The sequence below is a fragment of the Croceibacterium soli genome, assembly GCF_009828065.1.
Lineage (GTDB): Bacteria > Pseudomonadota > Alphaproteobacteria > Sphingomonadales > Sphingomonadaceae > Croceibacterium_B > Croceibacterium_B soli.
This window is the reverse complement of sequence record NZ_WTYK01000009.1, coordinates 72927-96438: the sequence shown is the minus strand read 5'-3', so window position 1 is coordinate 96438 and position 23512 is coordinate 72927. Positions and strand designations below refer to the sequence as shown.

The following is a 23512-nucleotide window of genomic DNA, read 5'->3' as shown; positions in this document are numbered from 1 at the left end:
CCGTTCGTCCTGAGCCTGTCGAAGGACGCGAGGACGCGCTCCTCGTGGTTCGACAAGCTCACCACGAACGGGATTTGTCACGAACGGAACTTATTTGGCTTTCCCACCAGAACCCGTTCGTCCTGAGCCTGTCGAAGGACGCGAGGACGCGCTCCTCGTGGTTCGACAAGCTCACCACGAACGGGATTTGTCACGAACGGGGCTTGTTTAGCTTTCCCACCAGAACGCGTTCGTCCTGAGCTTATCGAAGGACGCGAGGTAAAGCGCTACGCGGTGACGCTAGGGTGACAGCTGCTCCGCGATCGCGACGAATTCAGCGACCGATAGCGTCTCGGCCCTGCGGGCGGAATCGATGCCGAGCCGGTCCAGCGCGTCGAGTGCGCCGGGCAGCCCTTTGAGGCTCTGGCGCAGCATCTTGCGGCGCTGGCCGAAGGCGGCTTCGGACGCGCGTTCGAGCATCCGCGCCGATACGCCCGCCGGCATGGCCGTGGGCTCGACGTGAACCACCGCGCTCATCACCTTGGGCGGCGGAGTGAAGGCGCTGCGATGGACTTTCATCGCCAGCTTCGCGGCCGTGCGCCACTGGGCCAGCACGGCGAGCCGGCCGAACGGATCGGTGCCGGGCTGGGCGACGATGCGCTGGGCCACTTCCAGCTGGAACATCAGCGTCAGGGAGGTCCACCGGGGCGGCCATGTCTCGCCGGAGAGCCAGCGGACGAACAGGGCCGTGCCGACGTTGTATGGCAGGTTGGCGACGACCGCGTAAGGCTCGCCCATCAGCGCGTCGTGATCCATGGCCAACGCGTCGCCTTCGATCACGCGCAGCTTGCCGGGGAAGGCTTCCTCGAGCTCGGCCAGGGCCGGAAGGCAGCGGCGGTCCATCTCGATGGCCGTGACGCAGGCTCCGGCGCGGAGCAGCGCGCGGGTGAGGCCGCCGGGGCCGGGGCCGATCTCCAGCACTGCGCGTCCGGACAAGTCGCCGGGGATCGCCGCGATGCGGTCCAGCAACTGCTCGTCGAACAGGAAGTTCTGGCCCAGGGCCTTCGACGCGCTGAGCCCATGGCGCGCGATGACCTCGCGCAAAGGAGGGAGGCTGACGGTCAACGGACTTGCGGTGATGAGGCTGCCAGCCGTCGAGCAGCGGCGTCCCCGGCCATGCGGATTGCCGCGATGGTTGCGCCGGCGTCGGCCAGGCGCTTGCCGGCGATGGCGAACGCCGTTCCGTGATCGGGCGAGGTGCGCACCACCGGCAGGCCGAGCGTCATGTTCACGCCCTCGTCGAAGTCGAGCGCCTTGAGCGGGACCAGCGCCTGGTCGTGATACATGGCGATGGCGACGTCGTAAGTCGCGCGGGCGCGGGGGGCGAACAGCGAATCCGCCGGGTGCGGGCCGCTGGCGTCGATGCCTTCGCCGCGGAGGACTTCGATCGCCGGTGCGATGATCCTCTGCTCCTCGTCCCCCATGCGGCCGTTCTCCCCGGCATGGGGGTTGAGCGCGGCGATGGCGAGGCGCGGGGCGGCGATGCCGAAGTCGCGGCGCATGCCTGCGGCCACGATCCGCGCCCGGCGGCAGATCAGTTCGACCGAGAGACGGGCCGGTACCTCGGACAGCGCGCAATGCACGGTCATCGGGACGGTCCGCAAGCTTGGTCCCGCCAGCAGCATGACCGCGTCTTCCGCCGCCGCGCCGCAGGCATCGGCAACGAACTCGGTCTGCCCCGGAAATGCGAAGCCGACCTCTGCCAGGAGGGCCTTGGCGATCGGGCCGGTAACGATACCGCTCGCGCGCCGGGAAACGGCCAGCGCCGCCGCCTGTTCGAGCGAGGCAAGCGCCAGCCGCGCCCCGTCGGCATTAGGTTCGCCGGGCCGGTAAGGAGCGTCGAGATCCCCCAGCACGGGCAGTGCCTTGCCGTAGAGCGAACCTGCGGCGGCGGGATGGTCGATCCTGGCGATAGGGACGTCCAGCCCGCGCGCCCTGGCGGCCGCTTGCAACAGCCCTGCGCCGCCGGCCACGAAGAACGGCGGCAGGCGCGCATCGCCGCGTCGCTCCCAGGCCTCACAGATAAGCTCCGGGCCGACCCCCGCCGGATCGCCGAGCGAAACCGCGAGCGGGGGAGGGCCGGCGTCAGTTATATTCGATCACCGCGTCGCGGCGGAGGTCGCGCAGATAGCGCTGGGCGCGCTTGCCGACGCGGTCTTCTTCGAGCTGGCTCATGAGCTGGTCGAAGTTCGGCCCGCTTTCGACTTGCGGATCGTCGCGCCCGCACAGCATGAGCACGCGGACACCCTCGCTCAGCGAACCGAACGGCGGCGTCGTCTGCCCGACGTTGAGTTGAAGCAGGGCCTGCTGCAGCGCTTCGGGCAGCGCGCGGACCGGGATCTCGTCGTTGTTCACGACATTGGCGCCGATCGCGGCGGCCCCGGCGTCCGCATCGCCGCAGCCGCGCATCGCGGTTACGGCCTTGGTAAACTCCGCCGTGCGCTGGCGGGCCTGGGCCTCGCTGGTGCCCTTCGGGAAATCGAGTGAGATCTGCTTCAGGCTGAGCACGGCGTCGCGCGGATCGGCCATGCCGATCTGGCGCTGGTCGATCACGTAAAGGATTGAAAAGCCGCCGGGGATCTCGATCGGGCCGGCCAGCTGCCCGGGCTGCATCTCGCGCGCTGCGGCCTCGAGGGCGGGGTTCTGCAATTGCTCGAGGCGGATCCAGCCGAGCTCGCCGCCGACCGCAGCGGTGGAGGCTTCGGAGAACTGACGCGCATAAGCCGGGAAGCTGCCACCTTCGCGCAGCTGGTCGACGATGCGGCGGGCGTTCTGGGCCACCGCTTCGCGCGTGGTCGGGGTGGCGGAGAGATAGATCTCGCCGATGCGGTACTCGGTCGTGCCGCGTGCCGCCTTCAGCCGATCGTGCAACTCGGTGACTTCCTCGCTCGAAACGTTGACGAACGGCTCGACATTGCGCTGCACCAGCCGGCTCCAGGCCAGTTCGCCTTCGATCTGGCGCTTCAGGGAAGCGGGCGAGGAGCCGATCGTGCGCAAATGGGCGTTCAGTTCCTCGGGCGTGCGATTGAAGCGCTGCACGGCCAGGCGATTGTAGGTCTGGTCGACCTCGTCCTGCGTGACCTCCATCTCCTGCGCGCGGGCTTCCTGGATCTGCAGCGTCTCGTCGATCAGGTTGCGGAGCACCTGCAGGCGGAGGTTCTGCATCTCCTGCGCGGAGATTTCAGCGCCTTCGTTGGCCGCGATGATCAGGGCGGCCCGCTGGTCCACGTCGGTGCCGGTGATGATCTGCCCGTTGACCTTGGCCGTGGCGCGCCGGTTGTTCGGGTCCATCGTGCCGAGCATCGTCACGTTGTCGGGGATGTTGAACACACCGGCCGCGCCCGCGCCCTGCTCGGCAGGGGCGGCGGGTGCGGCGGTGTCCTGGGCGCCGGCCATGCCGGCCAGCAGCGCACAGGCGGCGGTCGCCGTGACACACCCGAAAGTCCAGATTCCCTTGGCGGATCGGATCACTTAGAATTCCTCCAGCGGCGCGTGGTGCGCCGGTCATATCGGGGCTGCTCTATGCCGGAAACGGCTGAACCGTTGCTGAGCGCCCCGCCCGTCTCGGCGCGGATAGCGCGTTTGCGCGGGTCTGCCAATCGCCTGCCCGCCGTCAACGCAGGCCCAGGTTCTTGAGCGAGAAGAACACCCGGAAGGAGTCGCCCCGCCGCGCGTCGGCAACCGCGATGTAGTCGCGTCGCCAGGTCAGGCCGAACTCGAGGCAATCGTCCTCGTAAGCGACGCCGAGGCGGGTCCGCAGCGGCTCGAACCCGTCGGAGGTGAAGCTCGGGTCTTCCTCCCGGTCGGTCAGGTTCACGACCGCCGAACCGAACACCGACCAGTAGTCGGCGAATGCGACGCGCGCGGCGGCGCGCATCTCCTCGCGGTCCTGCAGGTCTTCGAAAGTCAGGTCGATGTCGCGGTTGAGCCGCAGGTAGCCAAGCTCGATATAGGTCCGGTCCGTCCCCACCGTCGCGTCGATCTCGTTGCGGCGGACCGCGAAGTTGTCCTTGTCGAGCCGGAAGCGGTGGGTGAACTTCACGAAGTCGCGGAAGCGCACCTCGGTGCGGCCGACGAAATCGGAGAACTGGTCGTTGAGCCCGGTCCCATCGGGGAACAGGGTCGGCTTGTCGTTCAGGCGATAGGACTGGCCGATGGTCGAGCGCACGCGCCAGCCCGGGCGGGTCAGCTCCCAGTCGGCGCCATAAGTCACGCGAGCGCCGTCTTCGATCCGATCGTACCCGGGGAAGCGGTTCAGCGCGAAGAGGTTGCTGTCCTCCAGGTCGATCGAGCGGGCGTCTTCGTTGGGGATCTCGAGATTGCGGATCGGCGGGCTGGCGACGATCTGCACCCGCGGGGTCAGCACTTGGGTGCCGCCCAGGAACTCGCCCATCAGAGGCCACTGCAGGTCCACGGCCGCGATGGCAATCCCGCGCCCCTGCCAGCCGGCATCGCCGCGGTAGACGGCCGTCGCGGTCGTCGCATTCTCGTCCGAATGGTAGACGTCGCCGCGCACGAGCGCCGTCAGGGTCAGTTCCTGGCCCCAGGCGGTCACGCGGCGCATGTCCCATTGCGCGCGGGCGAAGGCGCGCTGGGTGTCCTGCCCCTGGGTCCGGGTGATCGCCAGGCTGTTGAGCTGCAGCTCGATCCGGCCGCCGAGCAGCGGGTCGGCGAGACGGCGGCGATAGTCGATCACGGGAAGGGCGATGGGAACAAGCCCTTGGTCCTGGTCGGTGAGCAGGACTTGCGTGGCCCAGCCGGCCACCGAGAGATAGGAATTGTCGTCGATCCGCTCGACTTCCGCCATCGATCGCAGGCGGTCGTCGCGGCTGATGTCGTAGCGGCGCAGGAAGGTGCGGTCGCTGGCGACGCGGATCGATCCGGTCACGCTCCAGTGCGGGTCCAGCTGGAACCGGCCGTTGGCGAACAGATAGCCGCGGAAGTCCTTCTCCGCGGTCGGCTCGGTCGCGCCGAGCGGGATGCGCGTGCTGTGGGTCAGGTAGGCGGTCGCCTGGTAGGCGCCGTTGTCGGTCAGCGCCCGGTACTGCGCCGAGACCATCGGCGCGACCCTGCTGTAGAGATAGCCGGAGAACAGCAGGTCGCGGTTTTCCGCCAGCCGCCAGTAATAGCTCTCGCTCAGTTCGAACCCGTTGGAGGCGCTGTAGCCGATGTCCGGCACGAGCACACCGGATGAGGCGCTTCCGCCGGTGCCGATGGTCAGGCCCATCAGCGGCAGCACGCGGGCGCCGAAAATCTCCAGGAAGGCGCCACGGAAGCGAATCTTCTTGGCCACGGGATCGTAGACCACGCGCTCCGCCGTGATCCGCCAGCTCGGATCCTTCGGGCAGCCTTCCGGCGTCTCCACGGAGCAACCCGAATAGGCGGCGCGCGTGAGGATCACGTTGCCGGCATCGTCGCGCACGCCCTGTTCGGCAGCGAGACGGCCGCCTTCGCGCAGCGCGAGCAGGAGATTGCTCATCGCCCCGGCGCGCAGTTCGTCGGTCAGCTCGACCCGGTCGGTGAACAGCTGGTTGCCGTCCTCGTCGACCAGCCGAACGTCCCCTTCGGCGACGATCTGGCCGCTCGTGCGGTTCCATGTGACGCTGTCGGCACGGACCGACTGGTCGCCGGAGCGCAGCACCACGTCGCCGCTGGCGCTGACGCTGTCGCTGTTGTCGTCATAGCTGACGGTGCTCGCCTCGAACGCGATTTGACGTTCGCCGGCGGCGTTGAACTCGGGGGCCGGGGGTGGAACGGGCGCATCTTCGGCCGGGCGCGTGGCGAGCGGCTCGTCGGCCTGCTCCTCGGCGGTGTCGACGCCCGGTGCGGCGCCGTCCTGCGCGGCGGCCATTGCGGGGAGGGTCAGCAGCAGGGCCGCGCCAAGCGCGGCACCCGAGCGGAGGGCGCGCAAGCGGACAACGTGGGCTTGCAGCACGAGCTGCTCGGAAGGGGGCATGCCTTGCCTATCGCACCGGCCGCGATTAACTGCAACGCCAGCAATGTACGAGCGCGCCTCCCTGCCGCTCCGCGCCCTCGTTTCACCGGAGAGACAATGCAGATCACCTTCCGCGCCGCCGCCGATTCCTCCAGCCCCCGCCTCGTCGCCCGTGTCGTCGAGCGGGATAAGCTTCCCGCCGACCTCTCGCGGGCCGATAGCGAAGGCGCCGCGGCGGTCCGCTTCACCGGCAAGACCGGTCAGGTTTTCGAGACGTTCGCGGAGCAGGATGGCCGCGTGGTGCGCCAGGTCCTGCTCGGCATCGGCGGCAACGACGGTGAAGGCCGCCTGGGCGCGCTGGAGCGGGCCGGGGCGGCGCTGACCGCAAAGTACCTTACCGCGGGCGAGAGCGCGATCGCGCTCGACATGTCGGACGGGAGGTTGCGGGCCGACGAAGTCGCCGCGCTGCTGCTCGGCATGCGCCTGCGCGCCTGGCGCCACGACGCCTACCGCACGCGCCTGAAGGACGAGCAGAAGCGCACGCTGCACGAGATCGCGGTGATCGGCGCGCCGGATGGCGCCGAGGCTGCCTGGCAGGTCGAGCAGGCGCTCGCGGAAGGTGTCGAGCTGACCCGCGAACTGGTCGCCGAGCCGGCCAATGTGATCTACCCGGAAAGCTTCGTCGAACGCGTCACCCAGCGCCTCGAGGGCACCGGGGCGGAAGTGTCGTTCCTGGACGAGGACGAGATGCGCGCGCTCGGCATGGGCGCTCTGCTGGGCGTCTCGCTGGGTTCGGAGCGCGAGGCGCGGCTGCTGGTCATCAAGTGGCTCGGCGGCGAAAGCGGCGTGAAGCCGACGGTGTTCGTCGGCAAGGGCGTCACGTTCGATACCGGCGGCATCTCGATCAAGCCGGCTGCCGGCATGGAAGACATGAAGTGGGACATGGGCGGCGCCGGCGCCGTCGCCGGGGCGATGCTCGCGCTGGCCAGGCGCAAGGCCCCCGCGAACGTGATCGGCGTCTGCGGCCTGGTCGAGAACATGCCCGACGGCAAGGCCCAGCGCCCGGGCGACGTGGTCACCACGATGTCCGGCCAGACGGTTGAGGTGATCAACACCGACGCCGAGGGCCGGCTGGTGCTGTGCGATGCGATGACCTGGGCACAGCGGGAGTTCAAGCCGGCGGCATTGATCGATCTCGCCACCCTGACCGGGGCGATGATCATCTCGCTCGGCCACGAGCACGGCGGCCTGTTCTCCAATAACGACAAGCTCGCCGACAACCTGCTCGCCGCCGGTCGCGCGAGCGGGGACAAGATGTGGCGGTTCCCGCTGGCGCCCGAATACGACAAGCTGATCGACAGCCCGATCGCCGACATGAAGAACGTCGGGCCGCGCTGGGCCGGGTCGATCACCGCCGCGCAGTACCTTCAGCGCTTCGTCGAGAACGACACGCCGTGGGCGCACCTCGACATCGCCGGGATGGTCTGGGCCGACAAGCCCGGCGCCACCTGGGACAAAGGCGCCACCGGCTTCGGCGTGCGCCTGATCGACCGCTACGTGCGCGACGTGCTCGAAAGCTGAGGTGGAGCGGGTCGGCTTCTATCTCACCGGCGCGCAGCCGGTCGAGCGGGTCCTGCCGCTGATCGCCCGTGCGGCGAAGAAGCAGGACCAGCGGATGCTCGTCGTGGCCGGGGACGAGGACCTGCTCGGCCGGCTCGACAAGGCGCTGTGGGAGCAGTGCCCGGAGGACTTCCTCGCCCACGGCCGCGCCGACGCGCCACATGCGGAGCGCCAGCCGGTGCTGCTGTCGCAGGAGTGCTCCGCAGCAAACGGCGCCGCGCTGGTCGCACTGGCGGACGGGCGGTGGCGGGATGAAGCGGAGCAGTTCGCCCGCGCGCTGCTGTTCTTCGACGAGAGTGGGCGCGACTCGGCCCGCACTGTGTGGCGCCGCTTCGACGAGCGCACGGAGGTGACGCGCGAGTTCTACGAACTCGACGCCGGCAAGTGGGTCAAGCGGGCCTAAATTCTCCCCCTCTGGGGGAGGTGGCAGCGCGGAGCGCTGACGGAGGGGGAGTGGCTTGGCTCAGCCGTCCGTCCAGGCCAGCCCCCACCGTCAGCCGCCTTCGGCGTCTGCCACCTCCCCCAAGGGGGAGGATTGAGTGAGAGGCTGGATGGGCTCGCACACCACTAACCAGCGCTCCCCTTGCGCCGGTGGGGCTGCGGCGCTAGTGGCGCGCGCCAATCCCAATAACAATCGTTCGCAAGGAAAAACCCATGGCGGTCACCCGCACCTTCTCGATCATCAAGCCCGACGCCACGCGCCGCAACCTGACCGGTGCGGTCACCAAGATGCTGGAAGAAGCCGGCCTGCGCGTCGTCGCCTCCAAGCGCATCCAGATGACCCGTGAGCAGGCCGAAGGCTTCTACGCGGTCCACAAGGAACGCCCGTTCTTCGGCGAACTGGTCGCATTCATGATCAGCGGCCCGGTCGTGGTGCAGGTGCTCGAGGGCGAGGACGCCGTGAAGCGCAACCGCGACGTGATGGGCGCCACCAACCCGGCCGACGCCGCCGAAGGCACGATCCGCAAGGCGCTGGCCGAGTCCATCGAGGCCAACTCGGTGCACGGCTCCGACAGCGACGAGAACGCCGCGATCGAGATCGCCTACTTCTTCAAGCCGGAAGAAATCGTCGGCTAATACGAAGTCAGCTCCGTCGGATGTCTGCTCGTATGGGCGGAGATCCGACGGACACCGGCTGCCGGGCCGCGCCCGCTCGCCCCAGCAGCGGAACCCCGCATCCTTTGGTCCGTTGTCGGGCCGATGTTCTTCCTCTTCTCCAACAAGCTAGGCTGCCTGGGATCGCTCGCGATCTCGGCGGGGATCACCTTGCTGTTGCTGGTGCTGCTCGGCTGGGTCCAGTTCTAGCCCCGCTCTCCACGCAGCGATGACTCGCGACGCGTGACAAACTTGCGACCGTGTCGTCGCTTGCAACAAACCCGTAACATCCCCGTGTGAACGGCCGCATCCGATGCACCGGCGTGGAAGCGCTGCGGTGCCGAGCCGACGGTCCGGGGGGTTCTCGCCGCAATGAACGAGCTTTCGACACTGCCGGAAGGCGCAGGGTCTTCGCGGCTGCGCGAGCTGGTGATGATCCCGCCCCCGCCGGCGGCGGCCAAGTCCTGGGGCGGCCGGCTCGTCGCGCCCCTCCGCCGTGCGCGCCACTCCATCGCAGCGCGGATAAACCTTGCCGCGGCGGGGATGACCCTCCTCCTGGTGATGCTCGGTATCGTCATCGCCTCGGCCACGATGCATCTCGGCGCGCGCACCGAGCAGTCGCGTATTCTGCGCGAGGCCGCCCTCGCTTCGGCCGAGCTTACCGGCAGCATCGGGGAAACCCGCTACCACGCCTCGCGCTATGCCGCGACGGGTGAAGCGCGGGAGATCGAGGCGGCTGGGGATACCCTCGCGGGAGCGAAAGATAAGCTCGCGGAGGCGCGGGACAGTTCCGCCAACGTCGACCGGCAGGCCCGCGAAGCCATGGAATGGCTCCAGGTCCAAGTCGAAGGCTTCGACCAGGAACTGACCGCCCTACAGGGCTCCATCGGCGCCTATGGACCGTCGGAGAGCGGGAACGCGCTGGCCGGTGCGATCGACATCAGCGGGGAACAGCTCGCCCGGCAGGCGCGCGGAGTGCAGGGCGATCTGATGGCCGCCTCAGCCAGGGCCGACGCGGAGTTCGCCGGCGAGACCCGGCGGATGGTCATGACCGTCGCCGGGCTGCTGCTCGGCTGCGTGCTGCTGACGATTGCAGGCGCGCGCTTCGTCTCGCGCACGACCGCCGGGCCGGTCCGCGAGATCACCGCGGCCATGAGCGGCCTGGCTCGCGGCGACCGCGGCGTAACGATCCCCGGCACCGACCGGCAGGACGAGATCGGCGAGATGGCGCAGGCGCTGGCGGTGTTCCGCAAGGCCGCCGACGATCTCGCCCACCTGCAGCGCATGGCTGCGGAAGCCGCGCGGGACGAGCTCGCCCGGCAGGAAGCGGAGCAGGCGCGCCATGCGGAGCTCATGCGCCAGCTCGCCCAGCGCTTCGAACGCACGGTGGGCGAGGTCGTCGGCAGCGTCGCCGCGGCCTCGGAGCAACTTCAGACGACGGCGGGCGCGATGGCAGCGGCTGCGGCACAGTCCGCCACCGTCAGCGCCGACGTGTCGCGGGTTATGGCCGATACGACTTCGGGAACGACCGCCGCCGCCACGGCCGGGGATCAGTTCGCCCTGGCGATCGGCGAGATCAGCCGCGAAGTCGCCAACTCCGCCACGCGGGCGCAGCAGGCGCGCCGCTCCAGCCAGGTCGCCGACGAACGCATGGCCTCGCTGGTCAGCACCGCGCGCCAGGCGGAACAGATCGTCACGATGATCGACGACATTGCCGAGCAGACCAACGTGCTCGCACTGAACGCCTCCATCGAAGCCGCACGGGGCGGGGATGCCGGGCGCGGGTTCGGCGTCGTCGCCGGCGAAGTGAAGAACCTCGCGCGCCAGACCAGCGCCGCGACCCGCACCGTCGTGGAGCAGATCCAGGCCATGCAGGGTTCGACCGAAGAGAGCGTCGCGGCCTTGCGCCAGGTCGGCGAATGGGTGCGGGAGATGGAAACCAGCGCCATCGCCATCGCCCAGTCGGTCGACCAGCAGACCACGGCCGGGCAGGAGCTGGCGCGCAACCTCGCCCTCGCGGCGGGCGGGGCGGACGAGATCGACCGCAACGTGGGCCAGCTCAGCGACATGGCCCAGGTGATCGGCACGGCAGCGGCCCAGGTGCTGCAATCGGCCAACGAGCTGCACCGGCAAGCCGGCATCTTGCAGCGTCAGGCGCAGGCGTTCCTCGGCTCCGTCCGCACTGCCTGATCCCGGATTACCTCAGTCGAGCTTTTCTGGGCGGCTGACATAATCCGCGAGCATGCGCGGGTAGAGCTGGTACTCGGCCATCAGCACGCGCGCGGAGAGTGTGTCGGGCGTGTCGTCCGGCAGGATGTGCACGGCGATCTGGCCGAGCAGCGGCCCGGCATCGAGCTCCGGCACGACGACGTGCACCGAGCAGCCGCCGTGGCTCTCGCCCGCCTCGATCGCACGCTTGTGCGTGTCGAGGCCCTTGTACTTGGGCAGCAGGGAAGGGTGTGTGTTGACCATCCGCCCGGCCCACTTGTCGACAAAGGTTTCGGTCAGCACGCGCATGTAGCCGGCGAGGGCGATGTACTCGGCGCCCGCGTCGCGCAGGGCCTGGTCCATGATCGCCTCGTGCTCCTGGCGGGAGAGGCCGGCGTGGCTATGGGCGAACGTGGCGATGCCCTCAGCCGCGGCGATGCTCAGCCCGCGCGCTTCGGGCACGTTGCTGGCGACCAGAACGATCTCGTACGGACAGCCGGGCAGGCGCGAGTGGAACAGCAGGGAGGACATAGTCGTCCCATTGCCCGACAACATCACCGCCACACGCGCCTTATCGGCCATCGAAACTCCGCCTCCTCTGCGAGTGCAAACCGAACGCGCTATTTAAGCGGTGTGCGAAGCTTCCCAGGCTTCGGCGGAGCCCCAGGTGCCGGCGGGACCGCGGACGGTGCAGCCGCGCGGGCCGTCGGCGACCTGGCCGATGTGGACTACGTCCTCGCCCGCGGCTTCGAGTTCGGCGACGACTTCGCCGGCCAGCTCCGGCAGCACGGCCAGGACCATGCCGATCCCGCAGTTGAAGGTGCGCGCCATCTCGCCTGGGGCAATGCTGCCCTGGCGCTGCAGGAACGCCATGAGGCCCGGCTGCTCCCAGGCACCGGCGTCGATCACGGCATGGGCGCCTTGCGGCAGCACGCGCGGGATGTTCTCCAGCAGCCCGCCGCCGGTGATGTGGGCGAGGGCATCGACTTTGCCGCCGCGCACCGTCGGCAGCAGCGAGCGGACGTAGATCCGCGTCGGCTCCATCAGAGTGTCGATCAGCGGGCGGGCGGCATCGAAGGGCGCGGGGGCGTCCATCTGCCATTCCATGTCTTCCGCCAGGCGGCGGACGAGCGAGAAGCCGTTCGAATGGACGCCGGAGCTGGCGAGGCCGAGCAGCACGTGACCCGGAGCGACGCGTTCCCCGGTCAGTTGCTCGCCGCGCTCGACCGCGCCGACGCAGAAGCCCGCGAGGTCGTAGTCGCCTGCGGCATACATGCCCGGCATCTCGGCGGTCTCGCCGCCGATCAGAGCGCAGCCGGCCATTTTGCAGCCTTCGGCGATGCCGCCGATGACTCGCTCGGCTATGCCCGACTCCAGCTTGCCGGTGGCGAAATAGTCGAGGAAGAACAGCGGCTCCGCGCCTTGCACGATCAGGTCGTTGACGCACATCGCCACCAGGTCGATGCCGACCGTGTCGTGCCCGTCATGATCGATGGCGAGCTTGAGTTTGGTGCCCACGCCGTCGTTACCGGCGACCAGCAGTGGGTCCGAATAGCCGGCGGCCTTCGGATCGAAGAAGCCGCCGAATCCGCCAATCTCGCCGTCGGCGCCGGGGCGGCGCGTGGCCTTCACCAGCGGCCCGATCGCCTTCACCAGCGCGTTGCCGGCGTCGATCGAGACACCTGCCTGTTCGTAGGTGTAGCCCTTGGGCGGCGGGGAATTGTTGGAGGCCATGGGCACCCTTTAGTCATTCGCGCTTGGTTTTCCACTCGCCTTTCGGCAAAAGGCCCGCGGTTTTCCCCGATGACAGGTCTCACCCTTCCTTTCCCTCCGCAGGTTCGCCGCTCCATCGCCGTGGTCGCCGGCGGAGCCATGCTGGCGCTCGCCGGCGTGACGCTGGTGGCGCAAGTATCCGGCGACCGCGGCATCGCGCCCGTCGCGAGCACGACCGACATCAGCATCGGCGGGATCTCGGTCAACGTCGTCGGCGAGAATGCCGAGGAAGCCCGCCTGCTCGGCTGGCGGGAAGCGCAGCGCCAGGCGTGGAAGAAGCTCGGCGGGCCCGACATGCCGGACGAGCGGATCCAGTCGATGGTCTCGGCGATCGTGATCGAGCGGGAGCGGCTCGGGCCGCGGCGCTACGTCGCCACCCTGGGCGTCGTGTTCGACCGCGCGCGGGCCGGCGCCCTGCTCGGTGCGGACGGCGAGCGCCAGCGTTCTGCGCCGCTGCTGACCCTGCCGGTGCTCGTCGCCGGGGGGACGCAGACGATGTTCGAGGTGCGCAATCCCTGGCAGCGCGCCTGGGCCGAGTACCAGACCGGCGGCAGCGCGATCGACTACGTGCGGCCCTCCGGCGCGGGCTTCGAATCGCTGCTGCTGACCTACGGACAGGTGGGTCGCCGCAGCCGGGCCTGGTGGAACAACATTCTCGATACTTTCGGCGCGGCGGACATCATCGTGCCAGTCGCCCACTTGCGCCGGCAGTGGCCCGGCGGGCCGGTGCAGGGCACCTTCACCGCCCGGTACGGCCCTGACGACACTTATCTGGCCGCGTTCACGCTCACCGCGCCGAACGAGGAAGCTCTGCCGCGCATGCTCGAGCAGGCGGTCAGGCGATTCGACGCGATCTACACCCGCGCTTTGAACGACGGCATCTTGCAGCCCGACCCGACCCTCGCGCGCGAGAATATCGAGATCAGCCCGGAAGTTCAGGCGCTGATCGAAGCCGCCCGCCGGGCCGAGGAAGCGGCGGTCTCGCCCGTGCCGCCGACGCCCTCGCAAACGGCTGCGCCGCCCGCGACTTTGCCGGCAGCCCCGGACCAGCAGGCAGTCGCCGCCTATACCGTGCAGTTCGCCACGCCAGATGCGGCGGCGGTCGACGCCGTGCTTGCGGCGGTGCGCAGCGTCGCCGGCGTGCGCGGCGCGGCGACCACCAGCATCGCCATCGGCGGCACCTCCGTGATGCGCGTGAGCTTCGCCGGCGCGCCGGAGGCTCTCGCCGCGGCGCTGAGTGCGCGCGGGTTCCAGGTCAACCAGTCCGGCGCCGTACTCAGCATCCGCCGATAAGGCTCCTGGCCTATGTCGCAGATAGCCCTTCCGCTCCGCCCGGCAGTCGGCGCCGGTCCGGCGCGGATCGTGCTGGGGCACGGGAACGCCCATGTTGCCGATGCCATCGCGCGGCCGGAGAGCTGGCCCTTCCGTACTGCAGTGCTCACCGGGCCGCCGCGCTCGGGCAAGTCGCTGTTCGCGCGCTGGTTCGCGCAGAGCGGGAAAGGCGATGTGGTGGACCAGGCACAGATGCTCGACGAAGCCGAACTGTTCCACCGCTGGAACCGCGCGCAGGAGCAGGGCCGTCCGCTGCTGATCGTCGGCGGACAGCCGCCGTGGGACATCGCGCTTCCCGACTTGCGCTCCCGCCTCGGGGCGGCCCTGCAGCTCGAAATCGGCCAGCCGGACGATGCCCTTGCCGCGGAGCTGCTGCTTTCGTTGGCCGAGGAACGCGGCCTGCCCCTGGGTGAAGACGCGGCGCAGTATCTTGTCCCGCGGGCGGAGCGTTCCTACCTGCAGCTCGAAAGGCTGGTCGCGGAGATCGACCGGCTGAGCCTGGAACGCAAGGCGCCGCCCACGCTGGTCATCTGGCGCGCGGCGCTGGAAGCGGTTCAGGGTCCGGAGGAGCCCCGCCTGCTTTAGGGGGGCGAGGAAAGCCGCCTTGCTTTGGTGCGGCGTTTGATGGAGAATCGGGTGCCATGTTCGACCGGCTGATCTCCTACCTGGATTCCATCAAGGCCCGCGACCCGGCGCCACGCAGCCGCTGGGAAGTGCTGCTCTATCCGGGTGTCTGGGCGCTCGGCCTGCATCGCCTGGCCCACTGGCTGTTCGAAGCCGAGCTCTATTTCCTGGCCCGCGCGGTCAACCACTTCTCCCGCTTCCTCACCGCCATCGACATTCATCCGGGCGCGAAGATCGGGCGCAACTTCTTCATCGATCACGGCTTCACGGTGATCGGCGAAACCGCGCATATCGGCGACAACGTCACCATCTACCAGTGCGTCACCCTCGGTGGGACCAACCCGACCAACGGGAAAGGCGGCAAGCGCCACCCGACGCTGATGGACAACGTGATCATCGGCTCCGGCGCCCAGATCATCGGCCCGATCACCGTGGGGGAACGCGCCCGCGTCGGCGCCAACGCCGTGGTCACGGACGACGTGCCGGAAGGCGCGACGATGGTCGGCCTCAAGGCTCGCTCGACGCTCGTCCCGGCGGAAACCTGGCTGCGAGAGTTCATCCCTTACGGCACGCCCTGTGATGAGCCCTGCGAGCCGAGCAGCCAGCGGATCGACGAACTCGAGTCGCGCCTTGCGCAGCTTCAGGCCGAGATCGAGCGGATGCGCGGCGGCGACGAAAATGCCGCAGGGCCGCGCAAGCGCAGCGGCTCGAGCACCTGATGAGCTTCGGACCCGGCGCAGGCAGCACGATACTCGCCTTCCCCGGCCGCCCGCCCAGCCAAGTCGGGTTCGAGCGGGCGGAGCTGCAGCGCATCCTCGATCTCTACGGCCGCATGGTCGCCGCCGGGGAATGGCGCGATTATGCGATGGACTTCGACAAGGACCACGCCACTTTCGCCGCCTTCCGCCGCACCGCCGACGTGCCGCAGATGCGCCTTGAGAAACGGCCCGCGCTGCGCAACAAGCAGGGCATGTGGACCCTGTTCGGCGAACACGGCCAGGTCCTCAAGCGCGGGCATGAACTGGCCGGCGTGCTCGCGCCGGTCGAGCGGCGGCTGGTGAAGGTCGTGGCTGAATAGGGTTGCGCCTCATGCCGACCGAATTTCCTCACGGCACCGTGCACGAGGCAGGCGAAGACCTCCAAGCGGCCCTGCGATCGCAACCCGACGTTCTGAAGCGGTGGGAAAGCCTTACTCCGTTGGGTCGCAACGAATTCATCTGCTGGGTTGAGGACGCCAAGCAGGCAGCGACACGCCAGCGTCGGATCCAGCGAACGTGCGAGGAACTGCTGGAAGGGAAGAAGCGGCCCTGCTGCTGGGCCGGTTGCATCCATCGCACCGACAAGGCGCCGAGCCGGTGGCAACAGGCTGTCCTGATCGACAAGAAGGGGAAGAGCCGCCGTTAGAACGGCGCCTCCGTGGCTCACAGCCGCTCGAGCACGCCCACCAGTTCGTCGTAGTGGTCGATCAGCGCGTCGGCGCCGAGGGTCTCCGGCGGGGCGTCGTGGTAGCCGACGCTCAGGACCACGCAAGGAGCGCCGGCGGCTTTGGCGGCGCGCACGTCGAAGCTTGAATCGCCAACCATCGCGAAGCGCGTGCCGCCGCTGCGTTCGAGCGCGGCCTCGATCATGTCCGGAGCCGGCTTTGCCCGCCCGGGGCCAAGCGTGTCGCCGCCGAGGATGCAGGCGAAGCGATCGGTCATCTGCAATTCGTCCAGCAGCTTGCGGGCGAGGTATTCCATCTTGTTGGTGACCACCGCCAGCTTGCAGCCGCGCGCGGTCAGCGCGTCCAGCGCGGCAAGGCAGCCGGGGTAGGGCTCGCTGCCTTCGGAGGTGTGCCGTTCGTAGCAGCCGATCAATTCCTCGTAGAGGCCGGCGAACTCTTCCTCGCCTACCATGCCGCCGGTGCGCTCCAGCGCGCGCGTGAGCATGGCCCGGGTGCCGCCGCCGATCAGTTCGCGGGTTACGTCGGCGCTGACCGGTGCCCGTCCGATCCGGGCCAGCGCGTGGTTGACCGCCCGGCCAAGGTCCGGCGCGGTGTCCACCAGGGTTCCGTCGAGGTCGAAGCCGATCGTATCGAAGGGGAAGCCGTTCATTGCGGCGCGCCGTGCCAGAGCGATATGGAAACCGCAACGGATTGGTGGCATTGCCGCGCGCGATGACCCAGACCAGCCGACCTGCCGCCCCCATCGCCGCCGTAGTTCTTGCCGCGGGCAAGGGAACCCGGATGAAGAGCCAGCGCCACAAAGTGCTGCACCCGATCGCCGGGCGGCCGATGATCGAGCACCTGCTCGCCGCGCTCGCCGAGCTCCAGCCGGAGCGGACCGTGGTGATCGTCGGCGACGGGCGGGAGCAGCTCGAGAAGCAGCTGGCGGGACGCGCCGTGTTCGCAGTGCAGGAGCCGCAGCTTGGCACGGCCCATGCCGTGCAGCAGGCGGAAGCTGCGCTGGCCGGCTTCCAGGGGGATGTGCTGGTGCTCTACGGCGACGTGCCGTTCGTCAGCGCCACGACGATGCGCTCCATGATCGAGCGGCTGCACGAGGAGGACGAGCCGGCGGCGGTCGTGCTCGGGTTCGAGCCGGAGGATACGCTGCAATACGGCCGGGTGATCGCCCAGGGCGGGCGTATCGCCTGGATGGTGGAGCACAAGGACGCCGACGACGGCCAGCGCCAGTGCCGGCTGTGCAACTCCGGCCTGCTGGCTGCGCCCGCCGACGTGCTGTTCGACCTGCTCCGCAAAGTCGGCAACGACAACGCCCAGGGCGAATACTACCTGCCCGACGCAGTCAACGTGGCGATTTCCGAAGGGCGCACTTGCGCGGTGGTCACGACTGAGGACCCGGACGAAGTCGCCGGAATCAACTCGCGGGCCGAACTCGCCGAAGCCGAAGCCCGCTGGCAGCGCGTCCGCCGGTCCAAAGCAATGGCCGAAGGCGCCACGCTGGTCGCGCCGGAGACGGTGTTCTTCGCCTGGGACACGCAGCTCGGCCGCGACGTGACGATCGAGCCGAGCGTGGTCTTCGGGCCTGGCGTGACAGTCGCCGACGGTGTGACCATCCATGCTTTCTGCCACATCGAAGGCGCCGAACTGGGCGAGGGCGCTTCGGTCGGCCCGTTCGCGCGGCTGCGTCCGGGCACTCGATTGGCCAAGGGCGTCAAAGTCGGCAACTTCGTGGAGGTCAAGAACGCTGAACTCGGCGAAGGCGCGAAGGCCAACCACCTGAGCTACGTCGGCGATGCTACCGTGGGCGCTGCGGCCAACATCGGGGCCGGGACGATCACCTGCAATTACGATGGATACTTCAAGCACCGGACCGTCATCGGGGAGCGCGCCTTCATCGGCTCCAACAGCGCCCTGATCGCTCCGGTGAGCATCGGCGCCGACGCGATCGTCGCGGCCGGCAGCGCGGTCAGCCGCGACGTTGCGGCCGGCGAACTGCGCATGGTCCGGGCGGAGCAGCTGGTGAAGCCGGGCTGGGCCGACCGATTCCACGATGCCATGAAAAAGAAGAAGGCCGACCCGAAGAAATAGCTTGCGGTGACATCATGCTGTGATATCGCCGCGCCGCAATGCCGCGCATCCTTGCCGACCTTCCCGAAGACGACATCAAGTGGCTCGACCGCCTTGCGGAAGAGCAGGGCCGGTCGCGCGCCGCCGTGCTGCGCCAGGCGGTGAGCGCCTTTCGCGCCGATACGGCAAGGGACGGCATCGAGCGGTACTTCGGCATCTGGAAGGACCGGGAGGACATCGGCGACGCCGTCGACTGGCAGCGCCGGGAGCGTGCTTCGGCCACGAGGCCGTGGGATGCGGGCTACGAAGACGTGAAGGCCGAGTTTCCCGATCTGTTCGAGGACGGCGATGGTCGCCCGCGCGAAGGTGGGGAATCGTGACCGAAGCGGTCTTCGACACCAACATTCTGATCGACGCGCTGCGCGGCGTTCCCGCGGCGCATGGCGAGCTGAAGCGCTATACGGAACGCTTCATCAGCCGCATGTCGTGGATCGAGATCATGGTCCTGGGCCTGCCGGGCGACGCCGACCGGGCCGAAGGGTACCTCAGCCAGTTCCGGATCATCGAGGTCGGCGAGGACATCGCCCGTCACGCGGCGACGCTCCGCGGCCAGCGACGGCGTCTCGGCGCGCTGGACGCCATCGTCCTTGCCTCGGCGCAAAAGACCGGGCGCATCCTCGTCACCCGCAACACGACGGATTTTCCGGCCACGATGCCGGGCATCCGCATCCCCTATTTCCTCTGATCGAAAGACAAATCCATGTGCGGAATCATCGGCATCGTCGGCAACCGGCCCGTCGCGGAACGGCTGGTCGATGGCCTCAGGCGGATGGAGTACCGCGGATACGATAGCGCCGGGATCTGCACGCTCGACGACGGCGCGCTTGTTCGCCGCCGGGCCGAAGGCAAGCTGCTGAATCTCGTGGCGGAGCTGGAGCGCAGCCCCGCGGCGGGAATGGTCGGCATCGCCCACACCCGCTGGGCGACCCATGGCGCGCCGACCACGAACAACGCGCACCCCCATGTCACCGCCGAACTGGCCCTGGTGCACAACGGCATCATCGAGAACTTCCGCTCCCTGCGCGGCGAGCTCCAGGCGCGCGGCCGGACGTTCGAGAGCGAAACCGACACCGAAGTCGTCGCCCACCTCATTTCGGAGCAGGTCGAGGCCGGCAGGTCGCCCGAGGACGCGGTGCGCGACATCCTGCCGCAGCTGCGCGGCGCTTTCGCCCTGGCGATCGCCTTCCGCGCACATCCCGACATGCTGATCGGCGCGCGGCTCGGCTCTCCGCTGGTCGTCGGGTATGGGGACGGTGAGACCTACCTCGGCTCGGATGCCCTGGCGCTCGCCCCACTCACCCAGAAGATCGCTTATCTCGAGGAAGGCGACTGGGTCGTCGTCACACGGGACGGTGCGACCATCTACGACGCGAACGGCGAGCAAGTGACGCGCGAGATCACCACGTCCGGCGCATCGGCGGCCGCGATCGAGAAGGGCAACTACCGCCACTTCATGCTCAAGGAGATCTTCGAGCAGCCGACGGTCGTGGCCCAGACGCTCCGTTCCTACCTCCGCCCGCTCGAGCAGCAGGTCGCCCTGCCGCAGATCGATTTCGACATCTCGGGAGTCGACCGCGTCACCATCGTCGCCTGCGGCACCAGCTACTACGCCGGGATGGTCGCCAAGTACTGGTTCGAACAGTTCGCCCGCGTGCCCGTCGACATCGATTTCGCCAGCGAGTTCCGTTACCGCCAGCCGGTCCTGCCCGAGGGCGGCCTGGCCCTGTTCATCTCGCAGAGCGGGGAGACCGCCGACACCTTGGCGGCGCTGCGGCACTGCAAGGCGGAAGGGCAGACGATCGCCGTGGTCGTCAACGTGCCGACCAGTTCGATGGCGCGGGAGGCCGATCTGCTCCTGCCGACGCATGCGGGTCCGGAGATCGGTGTCGCCAGCACCAAGGCGTTCACTTGCCAGCTCGCCGTGCTGGCCGCTCTCGCGGCGCACTTCGCGGTCAAGAAGGGCCGCCTGTCCCCCGCAGAGGAAGCGGAGATCGTCGCTCACCTGCTCGAGGCGCCGGCCTGCCTCAACGCTGCCCTCGCGCACGACGAGGAGATCGCGGCGATGGCGCACCTGATCGCTCCGGCCCGGGACGTGCTCTATCTCGGGCGGGGCCCGGACTTCCCGCTGGCGCTGGAAGGGGCGCTCAAGCTGAAGGAGATCAGCTACATTCACGCCGAAGGCTATGCCGCGGGGGAGATGAAGCACGGACCGATCGCGCTGATCGACGAGGCCGTGCCGGTGATCGTGCTGGCGCCTTCCGGCCCGCTGTTCGAGAAGACGGTTTCCAACATGCAGGAAGTTCGCGCGCGGGGCGGAAAGATCGTGCTGATCTCCGATGCCGAAGGCCTGGAAGAAGCGGGCGAGGGCTGCCTGGCGACCATCGAGATGCCGTCGGTGCATCCGTTGATCGCCCCGCTCGTCTACGCCGTTCCCGTGCAACTGCTCGCCTATCACGTGGCGGTCGCCAAGGGCACCGACGTCGATCAGCCGCGCAATCTGGCGAAGTCGGTAACAGTCGAATAACACTGCGCAATCCGCAGTCGATCCTTTACCCTGTCTCAACCATTGCCGGGTACTCGCGGCGGTGTGAGGGCCAGTCAATCCGATCTGCCGCAGCTTCCGCTCGATCTGGCGCTGCCGGAGCTCGTCGGGCTCAGGGACCCCGAGAAGGGTGACTGGGCGCGGCTGCGCGCCTTCCAGTACGCTCACCTTCATAAGCTGTCCCGTTGCAGGGCCATCGCCCATGCGCTGAGCGCCGTGATCGCCGTCAGCCTGTTCCTTGGCGACGTACCGCTGATCGGCCTGCTGCTGTGGCTCGCGGCCGTTGTCGCCGCGCAGTGGAACTTGTGCCGGATCGACAGCAGCCTGGCGAATGTCGATCGCCGGTCGATGACTCGCGGCGAGTTCAGGAGCCACGCGATCGGTGTCGGCGGCACTTCCGCGATCTGGGCCGTGCCCTTGCTGCTGTTCGTCCCGTTCGGCACGGCGGCGGACCAGTTCGCCCTTTGGACGCTGGTCTCCATGCTGATCGCCGGCTCGGCCCTGGTCATGTCGGCCGCACCGATGGCGATGATCGTCTTCTCGGCGGTCGTGGGGGCCGCCGCTGTCGCCTCTTTCCTCTTGCGCGGCGAGTTCACATTCGCCGTTGCTACCGGAGCTTTCGTGGCGATCACGATCGGCGGCGGCCTTAACGTCGCGCGGACTTTCCTGTCTTCGCGCGTGGCCGAAGCCAGCGTGGCCGAAAAGGCGGAGACCGTTTCGGTGCTGCTGCGCGAGTTCGAGGAGAACGAGGCCGACTGGCTGTGGCAGATGGACGGCAACCGGCGCATCCGCGGGGTAAGCCCGCGCTTCGCACATGCCCTGGGGCGCGATGCGGCGGAGGCCGAAGGCAAGTCCTTCGTCGAACTGCTCGCCGGCTCCGCCTGGGAAAGCGGGCACTTCCCCGCCAGCCTGCATGACCTCGCCGAGCGCATCAAACGGCGGGAGAGCTTCTCGGACCTCCTGGTGCAGGTCGAGATCGGTTCGGAACGCCGCTGGTGGGAAATCTCCGGCACGCCGATACAGGACGAGAACGGCCGTTTCGCCGGCTTCCGCGGCGTCGGCTCGGACGTGACCGAACAGCGCGAATCGTCCGAGAAGATCGCATTCCTCGCGCGGTACGACACGCTGACCGGGCTGCCGAACCGGCTGATGATCACCGAGGCGCTGAAAGAGGCGCTGGCTTACGCGGAGCAGTGGCGTTCGCGCTGCGGCTTCCTGATGATCGACCTCGATCGCTTCAAGGCGGTGAACGATTCGCTCGGCCACCGCATCGGCGACAACCTGCTGGTCCAGGTTTCGCAGCGGCTGCAGCAGGCTGTCGGCGAAGGCGCGATGTGCGGCCGGCTGGGCGGTGACGAATTCGCGGTGGTGATCCGCGACGCCTCGGATCGCGACAAGTTGGTCCAGCTGGCGAACCGGTCGATCGAGGCGATCTCGAAGCCGTTCGACGTGGAGGGACACAAGCTCTACATCGGCGCCAGCGTCGGCTCGGCCACCGGCCCGGGCGACGGCGACACGGTCGAAGCGCTGATGCGCAACGCGGATCTCGCGCTGAATCGGGCCAAGGACGACGGCGCAGGCCAGCACCGCGCCTACGAGCAATCCCTGCACGCTGAGGCGGAGGAGCGCCGGCAGCTCGAAGCCGCGCTGCGCTTCGCCATCGACAGGAACGAGCTGTCGCTGAATTTCCAGCCGGTGGTCGACTCCGTTGGCGAGCACGTGGTCGCATTCGAAGCCCTGCTGCGCTGGAACAGCACGGAGCACGGCTTCGTCAGCCCGGCGAAATTCATCCCGCTGGCCGAGGACACGCGCCTGATCGTACCCATCGGGGAGTGGGTCATGCGCGAGGCATGCCGGCAGGCGGTCGCCTGGCCGGACAGGCTGAAAGTCTCGGTCAACGTCTCGGGCGAGCAACTGCTCGAGCCCGGCTTCGCAACCACGGTCGTCAAGGCTCTCGCCGACAGCGGCTTGCCAGCCCGCCGGCTGGAGGTCGAAGTGACCGAGAGCATCTTCGTGCGCGACGCACAGGTCGCGCGCCAGGCGCTGGAGGAGATCATCGCGCTCGGGTGCTCGGTCGCGCTCGACGATTTCGGCACCGGCTATTCCTCGCTCGGCTATCTCCGCGCGATCCGCTTTTCGACGATCAAGGTCGACCGCAGCTTCGTCCAGGGCGCGGCGCAGGGCAGCCGCGAAAGCCTGGCGATCATCCGCGCCGTCGTGGCCATGTCCGACAGCCTGGAGATGACGACCACCGCGGAAGGCGTCGAAACGGCGTCAGAGGCTGCGATGATCCGCGACATGGGCTGCACCAAGATCCAGGGCTACTACTTCGGCCGGCCAATGCCCGCCGCCGAAGCGCTTGCGCTCGCCCAGCGCTGCCTGCCGGGCCGCGCCGCGGCCTGACTGGCCGAGAGCGCTCGCCTCCGTCCTTCGACAGGCTCAGGACGAACGGTGAGGGTGGAGGCAGGCTGAGCTCAATCTCTGGCTAAGCCGAGTTACCGTTCGTGGTGAGCTTGTCGAACCACGAGAAGCGCGGCGCTCCCGTCCTTCGACAGGCTCAGGACGAACGGCGAAAACGGGAGCCGGTTCGAAACCACTCCCGTTCGTGGTGAGCCTGTCGAACCACGGAAGCGCCGCGCTCCCGTCGTTCGACGGCTCAGGACGAACGGTGAAAATGGGAGCCGGTCCGAAACCACTCCCGTTCGTGGTGAGCTTGTCGAACCACGAGAAGCGCGGCGCTCCCGTCCTTCGACAGGCTCAGGACGAACGGACCTCA

General features: G+C 68.6%; 20 protein-coding genes and 1 pseudogene. 14 read left to right on the top strand and 7 right to left on the bottom strand.

Annotated features, from left to right (window positions below):
- Positions 1 to 279: 279 nt before the first annotated feature.
- The 4 genes from rsmA to GRI75_RS13585 all read right to left on the bottom strand — a co-directional run bounded on the left by rsmA (position 280) and on the right by GRI75_RS13585 (position 5995).
- Positions 280 to 1104: a 16S rRNA (adenine(1518)-N(6)/adenine(1519)-N(6))-dimethyltransferase RsmA gene (gene rsmA / locus GRI75_RS13600; protein ID WP_235911534.1), complete on the bottom strand. Its 825-nt coding sequence runs from the start codon at positions 1102 to 1104 to the stop codon at positions 280 to 282.
- Positions 1101 to 2132: a 4-hydroxythreonine-4-phosphate dehydrogenase PdxA gene (gene pdxA, locus GRI75_RS13595; protein ID WP_160747546.1), complete on the bottom strand. Its 1032-nt coding sequence runs from the start codon at positions 2130 to 2132 to the stop codon at positions 1101 to 1103. The genes rsmA and pdxA overlap by 4 nt, the downstream gene beginning before the upstream one ends.
- Positions 2125 to 3435, bottom strand: a complete 1311-nt coding sequence (locus tag GRI75_RS13590) for a peptidylprolyl isomerase (protein WP_160747545.1) — start codon at positions 3433 to 3435, stop codon at positions 2125 to 2127. The genes pdxA and GRI75_RS13590 overlap by 8 nt, the downstream gene beginning before the upstream one ends.
- A 217-nt stretch (positions 3436 to 3652) precedes the next feature.
- Positions 3653 to 5995, bottom strand: a complete 2343-nt coding sequence (locus GRI75_RS13585) for an LPS-assembly protein LptD (protein ID WP_160747537.1) — start codon at positions 5993 to 5995, stop codon at positions 3653 to 3655.
- Positions 5996 to 6091: 96 nt separating this feature from the next.
- Here GRI75_RS13585 and GRI75_RS13580 point away from each other — a divergent pair, with 96 nt between their 5' ends.
- The 4 genes from GRI75_RS13580 to GRI75_RS13565 all read left to right on the top strand — a co-directional run bounded on the left by GRI75_RS13580 (position 6092) and on the right by GRI75_RS13565 (position 10879).
- Entirely contained in the window at positions 6092 to 7555 is a 1464-nt protein-coding gene (locus tag GRI75_RS13580; RefSeq protein ID WP_160747536.1) for a leucyl aminopeptidase, read from the top strand.
- 1 nt (position 7556) lies between these two features.
- Positions 7557 to 7997 carry a DNA polymerase III subunit chi gene (locus tag GRI75_RS13575; RefSeq protein WP_160747535.1) on the top strand — a complete coding sequence of 147 codons (441 nt, stop codon included), beginning with the start codon at positions 7557 to 7559 and terminating at the stop codon, positions 7995 to 7997.
- A 251-nt stretch (positions 7998 to 8248) separates the two neighbouring features.
- Positions 8249 to 8671 carry a nucleoside-diphosphate kinase gene (ndk, locus tag GRI75_RS13570; RefSeq protein WP_160747534.1) on the top strand — a complete coding sequence of 141 codons (423 nt, stop codon included), beginning with the start codon at positions 8249 to 8251 and terminating at the stop codon, positions 8669 to 8671.
- Positions 8672 to 9061: 390 nt separating this feature from the next.
- The gene (locus GRI75_RS13565; RefSeq protein WP_160747533.1) at positions 9062 to 10879 is read left to right on the top strand and encodes a methyl-accepting chemotaxis protein; all 1818 of its coding nucleotides are present in this window, start codon (positions 9062 to 9064) and stop codon (positions 10877 to 10879) included.
- A gap of 30 nt (positions 10880 to 10909) precedes the next feature.
- Here the strand turns inward: GRI75_RS13565 and purN are convergent.
- Both purN and purM read right to left on the bottom strand, forming a co-directional pair.
- Positions 10910 to 11479, bottom strand: a pseudogene (gene purN, locus GRI75_RS13560) (phosphoribosylglycinamide formyltransferase); the annotation flags it as partial.
- Positions 11480 to 11521: 42 nt separating this feature from the next.
- Positions 11522 to 12631: a phosphoribosylformylglycinamidine cyclo-ligase gene (gene purM, locus GRI75_RS13555; RefSeq protein ID WP_160747531.1), complete on the bottom strand. Its 1110-nt coding sequence runs from the start codon at positions 12629 to 12631 to the stop codon at positions 11522 to 11524.
- Between the two features lie 69 nt (positions 12632 to 12700).
- On the opposite strand from purM, the gene GRI75_RS13550 reads away from it, so the two are divergent.
- Genes GRI75_RS13550 through GRI75_RS13530 form a run of 5 tightly spaced genes read left to right on the top strand, consistent with a single transcriptional unit; the run spans position 12701 to position 16030 of the window.
- On the top strand, positions 12701 to 13963 hold the full coding sequence (locus GRI75_RS13550; RefSeq protein ID WP_160747530.1) for a heavy-metal-associated domain-containing protein: 1263 nt from the start codon (positions 12701 to 12703) through the stop codon (positions 13961 to 13963).
- Positions 13964 to 13975: 12 nt separating this feature from the next.
- A complete protein-coding gene (locus GRI75_RS13545) occupies positions 13976 to 14587 on the top strand; it encodes an HdaA/DnaA family protein (RefSeq protein ID WP_160747529.1) in 612 nt (203 codons plus the stop codon).
- 56 nt (positions 14588 to 14643) lie between these two features.
- The gene (epsC, locus tag GRI75_RS13540; protein WP_160747528.1) at positions 14644 to 15345 is read left to right on the top strand and encodes a serine O-acetyltransferase EpsC; all 702 of its coding nucleotides are present in this window, start codon (positions 14644 to 14646) and stop codon (positions 15343 to 15345) included.
- On the top strand, positions 15345 to 15704 hold the full coding sequence (locus GRI75_RS13535) for a DUF2794 domain-containing protein (protein WP_160747527.1): 360 nt from the start codon (positions 15345 to 15347) through the stop codon (positions 15702 to 15704). The genes epsC and GRI75_RS13535 overlap by 1 nt, the downstream gene beginning before the upstream one ends.
- An 11-nt stretch (positions 15705 to 15715) precedes the next feature.
- Positions 15716 to 16030: a YdeI/OmpD-associated family protein gene (locus GRI75_RS13530; protein WP_160747526.1), complete on the top strand. Its 315-nt coding sequence runs from the start codon at positions 15716 to 15718 to the stop codon at positions 16028 to 16030.
- A 17-nt stretch (positions 16031 to 16047) separates the two neighbouring features.
- Here the strand turns inward: GRI75_RS13530 and GRI75_RS13525 are convergent, their stop codons facing one another.
- A complete protein-coding gene (locus GRI75_RS13525; protein ID WP_160747525.1) occupies positions 16048 to 16719 on the bottom strand; it encodes an HAD-IA family hydrolase in 672 nt (223 codons plus the stop codon).
- Positions 16720 to 16781: 62 nt separating this feature from the next.
- On the opposite strand from GRI75_RS13525, the gene glmU reads away from it, so the two are divergent.
- The 5 genes from glmU (at position 16782) to GRI75_RS13500 (ending at position 23139) form a co-directional block, all read left to right on the top strand.
- Positions 16782 to 18155, top strand: a complete 1374-nt coding sequence (gene glmU / locus GRI75_RS13520) for a bifunctional UDP-N-acetylglucosamine diphosphorylase/glucosamine-1-phosphate N-acetyltransferase GlmU (protein ID WP_160747524.1) — start codon at positions 16782 to 16784, stop codon at positions 18153 to 18155.
- A 38-nt stretch (positions 18156 to 18193) separates the two neighbouring features.
- On the top strand, positions 18194 to 18514 hold the full coding sequence (locus GRI75_RS13515; RefSeq protein WP_160747523.1) for a ribbon-helix-helix protein, CopG family: 321 nt from the start codon (positions 18194 to 18196) through the stop codon (positions 18512 to 18514).
- A complete protein-coding gene (locus GRI75_RS13510) occupies positions 18511 to 18879 on the top strand; it encodes a type II toxin-antitoxin system VapC family toxin (protein WP_160747522.1) in 369 nt (122 codons plus the stop codon). Before GRI75_RS13515 ends, GRI75_RS13510 begins: the two co-directional genes overlap by 4 nt.
- A 15-nt stretch (positions 18880 to 18894) precedes the next feature.
- Positions 18895 to 20718 (top strand): glutamine--fructose-6-phosphate transaminase (isomerizing), encoded by a 1824-nt coding sequence (glmS, locus tag GRI75_RS13505; RefSeq protein ID WP_160747521.1) that lies wholly within the window; start codon positions 18895 to 18897, stop codon positions 20716 to 20718.
- A 63-nt stretch (positions 20719 to 20781) separates the two neighbouring features.
- Positions 20782 to 23139 (top strand): putative bifunctional diguanylate cyclase/phosphodiesterase, encoded by a 2358-nt coding sequence (locus GRI75_RS13500; protein WP_160747520.1) that lies wholly within the window; start codon positions 20782 to 20784, stop codon positions 23137 to 23139.
- Positions 23140 to 23512 lie beyond the last annotated feature (373 nt).

Bases quoted from the DNA above. Each gene is read 5' to 3' on its own strand.
- GRI75_RS13580 (WP_160747536.1), top strand. From the start codon at position 6,092: ATGCAGATCACCTTCCGCGCCGCCGCCGATTCCTCCAGCCCCCGCCTC.
- GRI75_RS13530 (WP_160747526.1), top strand. From the start codon at position 15,716: ATGCCGACCGAATTTCCTCACGGCACCGTGCACGAGGCAGGCGAAGAC.
- GRI75_RS13550 (WP_160747530.1), top strand. From the start codon at position 12,701: ATGACAGGTCTCACCCTTCCTTTCCCTCCGCAGGTTCGCCGCTCCATC.
- GRI75_RS13525 (WP_160747525.1), bottom strand. From the start codon at position 16,719: ATGAACGGCTTCCCCTTCGATACGATCGGCTTCGACCTCGACGGAACC.
- glmU (WP_160747524.1), top strand. From the start codon at position 16,782: ATGACCCAGACCAGCCGACCTGCCGCCCCCATCGCCGCCGTAGTTCTT.
- GRI75_RS13585 (WP_160747537.1), bottom strand. From the start codon at position 5,995: ATGCCCCCTTCCGAGCAGCTCGTGCTGCAAGCCCACGTTGTCCGCTTG.
- GRI75_RS13535 (WP_160747527.1), top strand. From the start codon at position 15,345: ATGAGCTTCGGACCCGGCGCAGGCAGCACGATACTCGCCTTCCCCGGC.
- glmS (WP_160747521.1), top strand. From the start codon at position 18,895: ATGTGCGGAATCATCGGCATCGTCGGCAACCGGCCCGTCGCGGAACGG.
- GRI75_RS13590 (WP_160747545.1), bottom strand. From the start codon at position 3,435: ATGGCCGGCGCCCAGGACACCGCCGCACCCGCCGCCCCTGCCGAGCAG.
- epsC (WP_160747528.1), top strand. From the start codon at position 14,644: ATGTTCGACCGGCTGATCTCCTACCTGGATTCCATCAAGGCCCGCGAC.
- GRI75_RS13565 (WP_160747533.1), top strand. From the start codon at position 9,062: ATGAACGAGCTTTCGACACTGCCGGAAGGCGCAGGGTCTTCGCGGCTG.
- GRI75_RS13515 (WP_160747523.1), top strand. From the start codon at position 18,194: ATGCCGCGCATCCTTGCCGACCTTCCCGAAGACGACATCAAGTGGCTC.
- purM (WP_160747531.1), bottom strand. From the start codon at position 12,631: ATGGCCTCCAACAATTCCCCGCCGCCCAAGGGCTACACCTACGAACAG.
- ndk (WP_160747534.1), top strand. From the start codon at position 8,249: ATGGCGGTCACCCGCACCTTCTCGATCATCAAGCCCGACGCCACGCGC.
- GRI75_RS13545 (WP_160747529.1), top strand. From the start codon at position 13,976: ATGTCGCAGATAGCCCTTCCGCTCCGCCCGGCAGTCGGCGCCGGTCCG.